This is a genomic window from Streptomyces sp. NPDC052299, from assembly GCF_040679335.1.
Classification (GTDB): domain Bacteria; phylum Actinomycetota; class Actinomycetes; order Streptomycetales; family Streptomycetaceae; genus Streptomyces.
In genome coordinates this window covers 88,268-101,626 of sequence record NZ_JBFAUP010000010.1, presented here as the reverse complement: position 1 = coordinate 101,626, position 13,359 = coordinate 88,268, and the positions used below count along the sequence as shown (strand labels likewise).

11 protein-coding genes are annotated in these 13,359 nt (G+C 72.3%); 9 read left to right on the top strand and 2 right to left on the bottom strand.

What is annotated here, in order from left to right:
- Position 1: 1 nt before the first annotated feature.
- The 7 genes from AB0L33_RS18855 to AB0L33_RS18825 are packed head-to-tail and all read left to right on the top strand — an operon-like array spanning position 2 to position 6,800.
- Complete coding sequence (locus AB0L33_RS18855; protein WP_365682742.1) at positions 2–847, top strand: cobalamin biosynthesis protein CbiX; 846 nt, start codon at positions 2–4, stop codon at positions 845–847.
- The gene (locus tag AB0L33_RS18850; RefSeq protein WP_365682740.1) at positions 844–1,320 is read left to right on the top strand and encodes an urease subunit beta; all 477 of its coding nucleotides are present in this window, start codon (positions 844–846) and stop codon (positions 1,318–1,320) included. The genes AB0L33_RS18855 and AB0L33_RS18850 overlap by 4 nt, the downstream gene beginning before the upstream one ends.
- A complete protein-coding gene (gene ureC, locus AB0L33_RS18845) occupies positions 1,320–3,044 on the top strand; it encodes an urease subunit alpha (RefSeq protein WP_365682738.1) in 1,725 nt (574 codons plus the stop codon). The genes AB0L33_RS18850 and ureC overlap by 1 nt, the downstream gene beginning before the upstream one ends.
- Before the next feature lie 5 nt (positions 3,045–3,049).
- Positions 3,050–3,796: an urease accessory UreF family protein gene (locus tag AB0L33_RS18840; protein WP_365682736.1), complete on the top strand. Its 747-nt coding sequence runs from the start codon at positions 3,050–3,052 to the stop codon at positions 3,794–3,796.
- A 29-nt stretch (positions 3,797–3,825) separates the two neighbouring features.
- A complete protein-coding gene (gene ureG / locus AB0L33_RS18835) occupies positions 3,826–4,446 on the top strand; it encodes an urease accessory protein UreG (protein ID WP_018523069.1) in 621 nt (206 codons plus the stop codon).
- A 1-nt stretch (position 4,447) separates the two neighbouring features.
- Positions 4,448–5,419 carry an urease accessory protein UreD gene (locus AB0L33_RS18830; RefSeq protein ID WP_365682734.1) on the top strand — a complete coding sequence of 324 codons (972 nt, stop codon included), beginning with the start codon at positions 4,448–4,450 and terminating at the stop codon, positions 5,417–5,419.
- A 31-nt stretch (positions 5,420–5,450) separates the two neighbouring features.
- The gene (locus tag AB0L33_RS18825) at positions 5,451–6,800 is read left to right on the top strand and encodes an ammonium transporter (RefSeq protein WP_365682732.1); all 1,350 of its coding nucleotides are present in this window, start codon (positions 5,451–5,453) and stop codon (positions 6,798–6,800) included.
- Positions 6,801–6,804: 4 nt separating this feature from the next.
- Here AB0L33_RS18825 and AB0L33_RS18820 read toward each other — a convergent pair whose 3' ends face one another.
- Positions 6,805–8,208, bottom strand: coding sequence for a lipase maturation factor family protein (locus AB0L33_RS18820; RefSeq protein ID WP_365682730.1), 1,404 nt, complete (start codon positions 8,206–8,208; stop codon positions 6,805–6,807).
- Between the two features lie 131 nt (positions 8,209–8,339).
- Between AB0L33_RS18820 and AB0L33_RS18815 the strand changes: the two genes are divergently transcribed.
- A complete protein-coding gene (locus AB0L33_RS18815) occupies positions 8,340–9,476 on the top strand; it encodes a DUF6777 domain-containing protein (protein ID WP_365682728.1) in 1,137 nt (378 codons plus the stop codon).
- Positions 9,477–9,528: 52 nt separating this feature from the next.
- On the opposite strand, the gene AB0L33_RS18810 is transcribed toward AB0L33_RS18815, so the two are convergent.
- Positions 9,529–10,896: an FAD-dependent oxidoreductase gene (locus AB0L33_RS18810; protein WP_365682726.1), complete on the bottom strand. Its 1,368-nt coding sequence runs from the start codon at positions 10,894–10,896 to the stop codon at positions 9,529–9,531.
- 272 nt (positions 10,897–11,168) lie between these two features.
- Between AB0L33_RS18810 and AB0L33_RS18805 the strand changes: the two genes are divergently transcribed.
- Entirely contained in the window at positions 11,169–13,235 is a 2,067-nt protein-coding gene (locus tag AB0L33_RS18805; RefSeq protein ID WP_365682723.1) for a SpoIIE family protein phosphatase, read from the top strand.
- Positions 13,236–13,359 lie beyond the last annotated feature (124 nt).

Below are 13,359 nucleotides of genomic sequence, written 5' to 3'. Positions count from 1 at the left end.
CGTGGCCGGGAACGCGGCCGTCATCGCCGTCTGCGGTCACGAAGCCGCGTACGGCCGGGCGCTGGAAGGACGGCTCGGTCCGGCCGTGGACGCCGTCCCCAACGGGCGCGCCCTCTTCCGCGCCGTCGCCGCCCGTCTGCGCGGGGGCGAGCGCGTCGTCGTCGTCCCGATGACCCTCGGCCGTGAACCCGGGCTCGTCGCGGACACCGCCCGCACCCTGCGCGCCGTTCCCGGTGCCGCCCGGGGAGCCGTGCTGCTCGCCGAGCCGTTCGGCACCGCGCACCACCTCGTCGCCTGGCTGCGCGCCGCCGCCGGCCGGGTGCCCGCCGGCTCCGCGCTCCTCGTCGCCGCCCCGTCCGGCGACCCGTTCGAGGACGCCGAACTCCACCGCGTGGCCGCCCTCGTACGCCGGTACGGGCGCCACGACCTGGTCGAGGTGGCCTTCGACGGCGGCGACCCCGACCCGGCCGGTGGCGTCCGACGCTGCGCCCTGCTCGGCGCGGAGCGCGTGGCGCTGCTGCCCGCCTCGTTCGCGGCCGTGGACCCGGGGGACACGGCGCCCGTGCCGGTGGCGGACGCGGGCCCCCTCGTGCCGGACCCGGCGCTGCGCCGGGTGCTGGACGAGCGCGTGGCCGACGCGACCCGGCGCTGGGACGAGCACGGCGACGACGGCATCACGACCGGCCTCGCGGCGGCCGACCACCACGGCCACGCGCACACCCACCCACCGGGCGAGGGCCACGGCCACGCGCACGGACATCCGCACGACCACGGCCCCGGGACCGGGCACCGGCACCACCACCAACCGTCCGCCGCGGCGGACCTCGGCATCAGGAGCATCGCATGACGTTCCGTCAGCAGTACCTGTACGGGGACGACCCCATCGAACTCAACGCGGGCCGGCGCACGGTCAAGGTCACCGTGAGCAACACGGGCGACCGGGCCGTGCAGGTCGGCTCGCACTACCACTTCTTCGAGGTGAACTCGGCGCTCTCCTTCGACCGCGAGGCGACCCTCGGCACACACCTCAACATCGCCGCCGGCACCTCCGTACGGTTCGAGCCCGGCGGGACGCGCGAGGTGGAGCTCTGCGCGTACGCCGGAACCGGCCGGCTCACCGGCTTCAGCGGGCTGCTCAACGGCAGCCTCGCCTCCCACCCGGCACGCGTCGAAGCCGTCCGCAAGGCCATCGAACGCGGCTTCCAGGGCGCGCGGAACGCGCCCGCCGGGACCGGCTCCAAGACGGGGTCCAAGGGCTCCGGCAAGGACGGGTCCAAGGGTTCCAAGGCCGCCAAGGACAAGAAGAAGGGTTCGCGCTGATGCCCATCCTGCCCCGCAAGCAGTACACCGACATGTTCGGTCCGACGGTCGGTGACCGCTTCTACCTCGCTGACACCAACCTCGTCGTCGAGGTCGAGAAGGACTACAGCGAGGGCCTGTACGGCGACGAGGTCGTCTACGGCGGCGGCAAGACCATGCGCGACGGCATGGCCTCCGATCCGCAGGCCACCGCCGCGCAGGGTGCGCTCGACACCGTCATCACCAACGTGGTCGTCATCGACCCGGTGGTCGGCGTCGTCAAGTGCGACATCGGCATCAAGGACGGCTTCATCGTCGGCATCGGCAAGTCCGGCAACCCGCAGACCCAGAACAACGTCGACCCGGATCTGGTCATCGGCCCCGGCACGGAAGCCATCGCGGGCGAGCACCTGATCGCCACCGCGGGCGCCATCGACAGCCATGTGCACCTGATCGCCCCGCAGCAGGCCGAACAGGCGCTGACCAACGGCATCACCACCCTCATCGGCGGCGGCACCGGCCCCACGGACGGCTCCAACGGCACCACCTGCACCCCGGGCCCGTACAACATCGGCCTGCTCCTCCAGGCGGCCGAAACGCTGCCGGTCAACCTCGGCATCATGGGCAAGGGCAACGGCAGTCTGCCGGGCGCCCTGGAGGAGCAGATCGTCGCCGGTGCCTGCGCGCTCAAGGTGCACGAGGACTGGGGCTCCACCCCGGCCGTGATCGACAACGCGCTGAACGTCGCGGACGAGCACGACGTCCAGGTGGCCATCCACACCGACAGCCTGAACGAGGGCGGGTTCTTCGAGGACACCCGCTCCGCCATCGACGGGCGCGCCATCCACACCTTCCACAGCGAGGGCGCGGGCGGCGGCCACGCCCCCGACATCCTGCGCGTGACCGGCGAGCCCAACGTCCTGCCGTCCTCCACCAACCCGACGCTGCCGTACACCAAGAACTCGGTGGACGAACTCCTTGACATGGTGATGGTCTGCCACCACCTGAGCCGCGACATCCCCGAGGACGTCTCCTTCGCGGACAGCCGGGTCCGGGCCGAGACGATCGCCGCCGAGTCGGTGCTGCACGACCTCGGTGTGATCAGCATGTTCTCCTCCGACTCCCAGGCGATGGGCCGCATCGGCGAGTCCGTCACCCGGGCCTTCCAGACCGCGCACCACTGCAAGGACAAGCTGGGTGTGCTGGAGGGCGACTCGGAGCGCAACGACAACCAGCGGGTGCTGCGCTACCTCGCGAAGATCACCATCAACCCGGCCATCGCCACGGGCATCTCCGACTACGTGGGCTCGATCGAGAAGGGGAAGCTCGCCGACATCGTGCTCTGGCCCATCCACTCGTTCGCCGCCAAGCCGAAGATGGTCATCAAGGGCGGCCTGGTCTCCTGGGCCCAGATGGGCGACCCCAACGCCTCGCTGCCCACCCCGCAGCCGGTCACCTACCGGCCGATGTTCGGACAGTACGGCAAGGCGCTCCAGGCCACGCACGCCACGTTCATGTCGCAGGCGGGCATCGCCGCCGGCGTGCCGGAGCGGCTCGGCCTGGACCGCAAGATCCTGCCCGTGTGCCGCACCCGCACCATCGGCAAGCACAACATGGTCCGCAACGACGTCCTGCCGGACGTCCAGGTCGACCCGGAGACGTTCAAGGTCACGCTCAACGGCAAGGTCGCCACCATCGACCCGGCCGAGACGCTGCCCCTGAACCACCTCTACTTCCTGGTCTAGGGCCGATGTACCGCAAGGAGGGCGACATCGCGGGCGACCCCGGCCCATCGGGGACCACGGCGGCCACCGGCCTCGGGCCGCTGCTGGTCAGCCTCCAGCTGACCGACTCGGCGTTCCCCAGCGGCTTCTACACCCTCTCGCACAGCCTGGAGGGCTTCGCCCAGGCGGGCGCCGTGGACGCGGCGAGCCTGCCGTCGCTGCTGTCGGGCCTGCTGCTGCACGGTGTCGGGCCCGCCGACGCCACCGCGCTCGCCCTCGCCCACCGGGCGACCGCGGCGGGCGACCCGGAGACCGTGGTCCGCGTCGACGAGCACCTGTTCGCCACGAAGCTGGGCCGGGAGATGCGCCAGGCCGCCACCCGGACCGGGCGACAGCTCCTGGACCTGGGCCACGAGGTCTTCGGCCGCCCGGAGATCGGCGACTACTACGACCGGGTCGTGCGCCGCGAAGCTCCCGGCACCCAGGCGGTGGCGGCCGGGGTCGTCTACGCGGCGACCGGGGTCCCGGTCCGCCAGGCGGTCGCGGCGGACCTGTTCGCGTTCTGCGTGAGCTTCGCTGGTGCCGCCCTGCGGCTGAGGCTGACCGATCACCGTACGGCGCAGACCCTGCTCAGAGGTGCCGCGCCCGTCATCGAGACCACCGTCGACGCGGCGCTGCGCAGGGAATTGGACGACGTGGGCGCCACCGTCTTCGCCTCGGACGTCATGTCGGGCCGTCACGAACGCGCCGAGGCCCGCCTCTTCGCCAGCTGAGCACCCACCACGACACCCCTAGGAGCACCATGGACGACAACGTACTCAGGGTCGGCATCGGCGGCCCCGTCGGCTCCGGCAAGACCGCGCTGATCGAGGCCCTGGTCCCGGTCCTGATCGCACGCGGTCACCGCCCCGCCGTCATCACCAACGACATCTACACCCAGGAGGACGCCCAGCACGTGCGCCGCACGCTGGCCGGAGTCCTGGAACCCGAGCGTGTCGTCGGCGTCGAGACGGGGGCCTGCCCGCACACCGCCGTACGCGACGACCCGACGATGAACCTCGCGGCGGGCGCCGAGATGCTGGAGCGCTTCCCGGACACCGACACGCTCCTGTACGAGTCCGGCGGCGACAACCTCACCCTGACGTTCAGCCCGGCCCTGGTCGACCTCTTCCTCTTCGTGCTCGACACGGCGGAGGGCGAGAAGATGCCTCGCAAGCGCGGACCCGGCATCACCGACTCCGACCTCCTGGTCATCAACAAGATCGACATCGCGCAGTACGTGCGTACGGACATCGGCGTCATGGAGTCCGACGCCCACCGGGTGCGGGGCGACCGTCCCGTCGTCCTCACCGACTGCCTGACCGGCGTGGGCGTGGACGAGATCGCCGGCTACCTCGAATCGCGCCGCAAGGTGCTGATCTGACATGGCGCTCGCCCCGCAACGGCCGAAGGCCCGGCTCGCCGAGGACTACTACACGCCCGTCCGCGTCCCCCCGGAGGTGGCGGCCCTGGCCTCCGTCCCGGACACCCTGGCGCCCGGCTCCCCGGCCAAGGTCGGCATCCTCGACCTCGCCTTCGCCGTGCGGGGCGGACGCACCGAACTCGTCGGGCGCTACCAGAAGACCCCGCTCCAGATCATGCGCCCGCTGTGGATCGACCCCGCGCAGCCCGGCATGGCCTACGTCTATCTCATGGCGACCGGCGGCGGTATCGCCCAGGCCGACCGCTACCGGATGGACTTCCACTGCGGCCCCGGCACGCAGGTCCATCTGACGACCCAGGCAGCCACCAAGGTCTTCCGGATGGAGCACGACTACGCGAGCCAACGCGTCCACCTCACCGCCGAGGCCGGCAGCTACGTCGAATACCTCCCAGACCCGCTCATCCCGTTCCGGGACGCGAGGTTCTACCAGCGCACCGAGGTCACCGTCGCGCCCGGCGCCACCGTTCTCGTCGGCGACACCCTCACCGCCGGCCGGCTCGCCCGGGGCGAGCGCCACGCGTACCGGGCGCTCGCCACCGACCTCCGCGTCAGCAGGCCCGACGGCACCCTCCTCGCCGTCGACACGCTGCGCCTGGCGCCCGGGCAGCAGGGGAACGGTGAGCCCGGGCCCGGAGTCCTCGGCCCCGGGGTGTTCGCCGGCCACGACCACGTCGCCTCGCTCTTCGTGGTGACCGACCGCGTTCCCGCCGCCGGGCTCGCCGACACCCTGCACGAGGCCCTCGCCGGGCTCGGCGTCCTGTACGGGGTGAGCGTGCTTCCCCGGGACTGCGGGGCGTGGGTGCGGCTGCTGGACGACAGCCCGGTCCGGGTCGCCGAGGCACACCGGGCCGCCTGGCACGCCGTACGCCGGCTGCTGACCGGCCACCGCCCGCCCGACCTGCGCAAGCCGTAGCCCTTCCCGCCCCCTACCCGAGGTACCGCCGATGATTACCGCTCCCGCGCCCATGCCGGCCGCGTACGACTCCGGGGACACCGCCTGGCTGCTCGCCGCCACCGCCATGGTCCTGCTGATGACGCCCGGCCTCGCCTTCTTCTACGGCGGCATGGTGCGCACCCGGCACGTGCTCATGATGATCAAGATGAGCTTCGCCGCGCTGGCCTTCGGCACCCTCGTCTGGTGGGTCATCGGCTACACCCTGGCCTTCGGGCCGGACGTCGGCGGTGCCGGGCTCATCGGGAACCTCGACCACGTGTTCATGAAGGGCATCCAGCTCAACACGCTGACCGGGGCCATTCCCACGTACATCTACAGCACCTTCCAGATGGGCTTCGCCATCATCACCGTGGCGCTGATCAGCGGCTCCATCGCCGACCGTGCCACGATGCGGGGCTGGCTCGTCTTCGTCGTGCTGTGGCTGCTGATCGTCTACATCCCCGTCGCGCACTGGGTGTTCGACAAGGACGGCTGGATCGTGAAGCACCTCGGCGCCCTCGACTTCGCGGGCGGGCTGCCGGTGGAGCTCAACTCCGGGGTCGCCGGGCTCGCCGTCGCCCTCGTGCTGCGCGCGCCCCGCGACTTCGCCCGCCGTGAGGAGCGCCCGAACAACATCCCGCTCGTGGTCGTCGGCGTCGGGCTGCTGTGGTTCGGCTGGTTCGGCTTCAACTCCGGCTCCGCGCTCACCGACCAGGGCACGGCCGCGGCCGCCTTCATCAACACCCAGCTCGGTGCGGCGGGCGCCATGGTGACCTGGCCCCTGGTCGAGAAGTGGCGCACGGGCAGGGTGACCACGATGGGCGTCGTCTCCTCGGCCGTCGCGGGCATGGTCGCCATCACCCCGGCGTGCGGTGAGATCAACACCCTGGGCGCGGTGATCACGGGCCTGGTCGTCGGCGCGGTGAGCGCGTACGCGATCACCCTCAAGTTCCGCTTCAACGTGGACGACACGCTCGACGTGGTCGGGGTGCACGGGGTCGGCGGCTTCATCGGCCTGATCATGGTCGGCCTCTTCGCCACGGCCCGGATCAGCGGCAAGGAGGGCCTGTTCTACGGGGGCGGCTGGGGCCTGCTCGGCAAACAGCTCGTCGCGATCGTGTCCGTGATCGCGTTCTCGTTCATCCTCACCTGGCTCATCGCCAAGGCCGTCGACCTGACCGTCGGCTTCCGGGCCGGGGAGGAGTACGCGAACGTGCCCGGCGAGGAGGCCGAGCGCGCCTACGACTTCCAGACCGCCGAGCGCCTGGGTGCCCTGGTCTCCGGGCGGCGGGTGGCGAGCGACGACGAACTGGTCCAGCAGATCAGCCGCCTGCTGCGGGCCCGCGAGAGCGAGAAGTAGCCGCTCACGCCCTGGTCGGGCGCAGGAAGTCGCGTACGAACGTGCGGTGCCACCAGCGGCCGGTGGCCCGCAGCTCGCGCCAGGTCGTGAACCGGTAGCGGAAGACCCTGGCCCGCACCTGGGCGGGCGGGGCGTCCGGGAACGGGTTGTGCCGCAGCAGCCGCAGCGTGTCCGGGTCGTTCTCCAGCAGCCGCTCGACGAACGGCCCGAACCAGGACCTGGCGTACGCGGGGGAGAGCGCGGCGAACCACATCATCCAGTCGAGCCGGAGATGGTACGGGGCGAACTGGCGCGGCATCCGGCGCGGATCGCCCGGCTTGCCCTTGAAGCCGTACTCCTTCCACACCGTGCCCGGGTGCACCACCGCGTCGTCCGTGCCCTCGACCGCCACCTCCAGGCGGACCCGGCTGATGCTGCCGAACGCACCGTACGTGTTGACCAGGTGCAGCGGGTCGAAGGACCGGTTCATCACCTGGCGGCGGGAGACCAGATTGCGGGCCGGCCGGTAGCTGAGGGCCAGGACCAGCGCGGTGACCGCGATGACCACCGCCTCGTACCAGACGGGGGCACCCCGCTGGGCGGGCGGCTCGGTCACCGGCGACCAGTCGATGGCCGGCAGGGCCAGCGTGATGGTCAGCCAGTTGAGCCAGGCGAAGTTCCCCGAGAGCACCAGCCACAGCTGCGTGACGATCATCAGCGCGGCCGCCGCGCTCGCCACCGGCTGCGGGGTGAACAGCAGCACCGGTACGAGCAGCTGGGTCACATGGTTGGCCGCCACCTCGACCCGGTGCACGGGCCGGGGGAGCCGGTGGAAGAACCAGCTCAGCGGGCCCGGCATCGGCTGCGTCTCGTGGTGGAAGTCCAGACACGTCAGCTTCCGCCAGCAGGCGTCGCCGCGCCACTTGATGAGCCCGGCGCCGAACTCCACCCGGAACAGCAGCCACCGCAGCAGCCAGAGCACCAGCACCGGTGGCGCCGTGCCCGCGTTCCCCAGGAAGACGGCGAGGAAACCCGTCTCGAGGAGCAGTGACTCCCAGCCGAAGCCGTACCAGACTCCGCCCACCTGAACGATCGACAGGTACAGCAGCCACGGCACCGCCCACAGCGCCATCGCCGCCCCCAGCGGCAGGTGGTTGTCCGCCCCGGCGACCAGCGCGACGGAGACGGCGCACCCGGTCCACGCGACCACGGCGAAGAAGCGGTCGGAGCAGTGGAGCCGGAAGAGTCCCGGGGCGGTGCGCCAGGACGTACGCCGCAGCTCCCCGGCCGCGGGCAGCATGCCGCGCTCCCCGATCAGCGCCCGGAACTGAAGCGCCGCGGTGAGGAAGGCGGTCAGGTAGACGACGGCGAGGGCCTTCTGGAAGACCAGCCGGCCGAGCCAGTACCCGTCAGCGGTGAACCACTCCATCGTTTCCAGTATCGGCCGTGCGCCTGCCGCCCGCCGGATCGCCCCGCCCCGTCCGTTTGCGGCGGACCGGGAAGTGCGGCAGACATGAGAGGAGCGACCGGGAGACCGGTGACCAGGCAGGAGACCCGCCCGTGCCCTCACGCATACGACCGCGCCGCACCGTCCCCGCCCTGCTCTGCGTGTCCCTCCTGCTCACCGCGGGCTGCGCGCGGGGCACCTCCGGCCGCGCCCCGGCCACGCGAACGGGCGACGCCGCCGGACCCGTCCTCCAGCCCGCGGCCGACCCCGGGACCGCTCCCTTCACCGCCTCGACGGCGGGCGGCCCGGCGCTGCCCCCGGACGCCGTGCGGACCGGTGCCCCCCGCTCCCCGGCGGCGCGCGGGCAGGCGGTCGAGCGCGCGGGATCGACGCCCGGACTGTACGCCGGAACGCGCGCCGTCCCCTCCTGCGACGTCGAGGCGCAGATCCGGATGCTTGCCGTGGACCCGGCGCGGGAAGAGGCGTTCGCGCGCACCGTGTCCGTCGCACGCGGCCAGGTCGCCGGTTTCCTGCGGGGCCTGACGCCCGTCCTGCTGCGGGCCGACACCCTGGTCACCGGGCACGGCTTCCGGGACGGCTCCGTCACCACGTACCAGGCCGTCCTGCAGGCGGGCACCGCGGTCATGGTCGACGCACGGGGGCTGCCCCGGGTCCGCTGCGCCTGCGGTAACCCGCTGGAGCGGCCGTCCGGGGCGGGCGACGCGGCGGCCGGGCGGGGCAAGCGGTGGGAGGGGTTCGACCCGGCGCGGACCGTCGTGGTCGAGCCCGCCGCGCGGCCCGTGGCGGAACTGGTGATCGCCGACCTGGCCCACCACAGCTGGATCGCCCGTCCGGCCGGCGACGAGGGCACCGGCGACCGCGTTCCCGAAGAGCCGCCGCCCTACACCCCCGACACCGACATCACCGGTCCGCTTCCCGACGTACCGCCGCCCGGCACGAAGCGGCCCGAGGAGCCGTCGGAGCCCCCGCCGTCCCGGTCCCCGGAGGACTGCCCGACGCCCGACGTGCCCGCGCCGGAGACGCCCACACCTCCCGGTGAGCCGGTGGCGGCCCGCGGCCTGCTAGCCCGGGTGCCGGGGGAGACCCGCTGCCCGGAGCCGACCGGAGAGCCCACGGACGGGCCCTCCGGGGTGCCGCCGGTGCCGGACCGGCCGCCCGGGTCCGACGAGCCTCCGACGTCCATCCGGCTGCCCCGGGGCGTGGCGGACGGTCCGGCCGCGCGGTGGTGAAGGGACGGCCCCGCACACCCCTTCCGGGAAGTGCGGGGCCGTCGTCGTGGTGTCAGTGGCCGGCCTCCGAGGCGTCCAGCATCGCCTCGCGCTCCACGACCTTCACGCGCTCGCGGTCCTGCTCGGCCCCGAGGGCGCGCTCGTGCGCGTCGAGGCGGTACCAGCCCTCACGGGTGGTGTAGCGGATGCCGCGCTCCTCCAGGAAGGCGGTCACGGCCTCCGGCTCGGGCCGCGCCGGGGCGGGCAGCCGTCCGGCGGCGTGGTCCTCCAGCAGGCAGGCGACCGTCTCGTTGGCGTCGCCCTTGGTGTGGCCGATCAGGCCGACCGGGCCCCGCTTGATCCAGCCGGTGACGTACACCGACTCCATCGGCTCGCCGCCTTCGAGGACCCGGCCCGCGGCGTGCGGGACGGTGCCGGAAGCGACGTCGAACGGCAGCTTCGGCAGCTCGCGGGAGTAGTAGCCAACGGCCCGGTAGACGCTCTGGACGTCCCAGTCGTGGAAGGTGCCGGTGCCGCGCACGTTGCCGGTGCCGTCCAGCTCCGTGCGCTCGGTGCGCAGACCGGTCACCCGGCCGTCCTCGCCGGTGATCTCGACGGGGGACTCGAAGAAGTGCAGGAACAGCTTGTGCGGACGGTCGCCGACGTCGCGGATCGCCCAGTTCTCCAGCGTGGAGGCGACCATGTTGGCCTGCTTGTTCCCGCGCCGGGTCTCGATCGACCCCGCGTCGTAGTCGATGTCCTCGGGGTTGACGATGACCTCGATGTTCGGCGAGTGGTCCAGCTCGCGCAGCTCCATCGGGCTGAACTTCGCCTGGGCCGGGCCGCGCCGCCCGAAGACGTGCACCTCCAGCGCCTTGTTCGCCTTCAGGCCCTCGTAGACGTTGGCGGGGATCTCCGTCGGCAGCAGCTCGTCGGCGGTCTTCGCGAGGATGCGGGCCACGTCGAGGGCCACGTTCCCCACGCCCAGCACGGCGACCTTCTCGGCCTCCAGCGGCCAGGTGCGCGGGACGTCCGGGTGGCCGTCGTACCAGGAGACGAAGTCGGCGGCCCCGTACGAGCCGTCCAGGTCGTGGCCGGGGATGTCGAGCGCGCGGTCGGCGTCGGCGCCGGTCGAGAAGATCACCGCGTCGTAGAACGTGCGCAGCTCGTCGAGGTCCAGGTCGTTCGGGTAGTCGACGTTGCCGAACAGGCGCAGCTGCGGCTTGTCCAGCACCTGGTGCAGCGCCTGCACGATGCCCTTGATGCGCGGGTGGTCGGGCGCCACGCCGTAGCGGATCAGGCCGAACGGGGCGGGCATCCGCTCGAAGAGGTCGATGGAGACGCCCGGGTCGGCGGCCGCGTCGGATTTGAGCAGCGCGTCCGCCGCGTAAATGCCGGCGGGACCGGCTCCGACGATGGCGACGCGGACGGGGCGTGTCATGGCGAGCTGTTCCTTCGAACGGGCGAGCAGGATCGGGGCCGGTTGGTAAGGCAAGGCTTAGTCGACCCCTCGCACACGTTATCCGCTGCTCGGACCCGCTTTCGGGGCGGGGCGGCGTTACCGGCAGGTATTCGGGCCTCCCTCCCGCACCGCCGTGCCGGAAATCCTTGGGATGCGGGCCTCCGGCCTGCTCCGCGGATGTGTCCTATCGCACGTTCACCAAATGGACGGTTCAGTCGAAGAATCGGACAAATGGTGGCAGAGTGACGCACATGGATGATCGGGTAGCGGGTGCCCTGTCACTCCCGGACGACTGGCCCGCCCACCCGGATCTCAGCCTCGCCCTGAACCGAATGGGCAGCTTCGACTGGGATCTCGACAGCGGCCTCATGCACTTGGACCGGCCCGCCCTCGACGTGTTCGATCTGAGGGCCGACGAATACGACAACCGGCCCGAGACGCTCGGGTTGCGCGTGCCGCCCGACGAGGGCGTCCGGCTGGACGCCATGGTCTCGGAGACGCTGAAGAGTGGCCGCAGCAACTACGGGGCGTACTTCCGCCTCCAGTCGCGCGACGGCACCCTGCGCTGGGCGCACACCCAGGGCTTCGTGCGCCGTGACGACAGCGGCCGCCCCCGCCGGATCATCGGCATCGTCAGGGACGCCGGCCCGGAGCTCGCCGAGTCCGCCGCCCGCCGCGAGCTGGACGAGGAGCTGCGCCGCCGCACCAGCCTGGTCGACTCCACCACGGCCGCCCTGGCCCACGCCCGTACCGTCAAGGACGTCATCGAGGTCCTGAAGAACTCCGAGGGCCTGGCCCTGCTCGGCGCGACCAGCCTGGTCATGGGCCTGATCGAGGCCGGGCGCATCCACCTGGTGGCCGACGGGCCCGAGGGGTCGTTCGTGCCCGGCACCCGGTACACCCGGACGGACGAGCAGTACCCGATGAGCGAGGTCGTCCGCACGCTCGGCCCCCGGTTCATCGAGTCGGCCGAGGACTTCGCGGCCTCCTACCCCGTCCTGTGGCCGCACATCAGCCACCTCGGCATCACCTCCGCCGCCTATCTCCCGCTGATCGCCCAGGCCCGCCCCATCGGGGCGCTCGGCCTCCTCTACAGCGGCAAGGACGGCTTCACCGCCGACGAACGGAACCTGCTGCTGGCCCTCGGCAGCTCCATCGCCCAGAGCCTCCAGCGCGCCATGCTCTACGAACAGGAGCACGACCTCGCCGAGGGGCTCCAGCAGGCCATGCTGCCGCGCCGGATTCCCGACGTGCCCGGCGCCCGGATCGCCGTGCGCTACCGCTCGGCCCGGCTCGGCCGGGACATCGGCGGCGACTGGTACGACGTCATCCCGCTGCCCGGCGGCCGGGTCGGCGCCGTCATCGGGGACGTCCAGGGCCACGACACCCACGCGGCCGCCGTGATGGGCCAGCTCCGCATCGTGCTGCGCGCGTACGCAGCCGAGGGACACAGCCCCGCCACGGTCATGGCACGGGCCTCCGTCTTCCTGCACGAACTCGACACCGACCGCTTCGCGACCTGCACCTACGCCGAGGCCGACCTGACGACGGGCGTGGTCCAGCTGGTCCGCGCCGGACACGTCGACCCGCTCGTCCGGGACGCCGACGGCGGCTGCCGCAGGGTGCCGTCCGAGGGCGGGCTGCCGCTCGGGCTCTCCGCCGAGTTCGGCCGGCTCGAGTACCCGGTCAGCACGGTCGAGCTGGACCCCGGCCAGACCATGGTGCTGTTCACCGACGGACTGGTGGAACTCCCGGGCGCCGATCTGGACGAGGGGACCCAGCGGCTCACCGCCCTCGTCACCAACGGCCCGCAGGACCTCGACCAGCTCGCCGACCGCCTCTGCGCGTCCGTGGACGAGCGCGGCGGTGAGGACGATGTGGCCCTGCTGCTCCTGCGCCGCAAGGCCGCCCAGGCCCCGCAGCCCGGCGGCCGGCTCCAGCAGCACGTCGCCCAGAACGACCCCGAAGCGCTGAGCTCGGCCCGGCACATGATCCGCGCGGCGGTCCGGGCCTGGGGCGCCAAGGACCGGGCCGACGAGGTCGAGCTGGCCGCCGACGAGCTCGTCACCAACGCCCTGATGCACACGGACGGCGGAGCCGTCGTCACGATCCGGGTCCTCACCGGCCCCGAGCGGCGGCTCCGGGTCGACGTCGAGGACCGGTCGAGCGCCCTGCCGCGCCGCCGGGAAGCCGGCGAGGCCGGGGTCTCCGGACGCGGCCTGCTCCTGGTCGACCAGCTCGCGGACTCCTGGGGCGTGGAGTCCCGGGGGACCGGCAAGTGCGTCTGGAGCGAATTCGTCGTTCCGCCACGCGACTGACCCCGCGCCCGCCCCTCGTCCGGACGGGCGAGAAGTGACGCGCAATAGGAATGTAACTGAACGTAACGTGTCTGTACTTGACCGTGATGGACCGCCGGAGATTGACTGCGAACCGGTCGGTCTC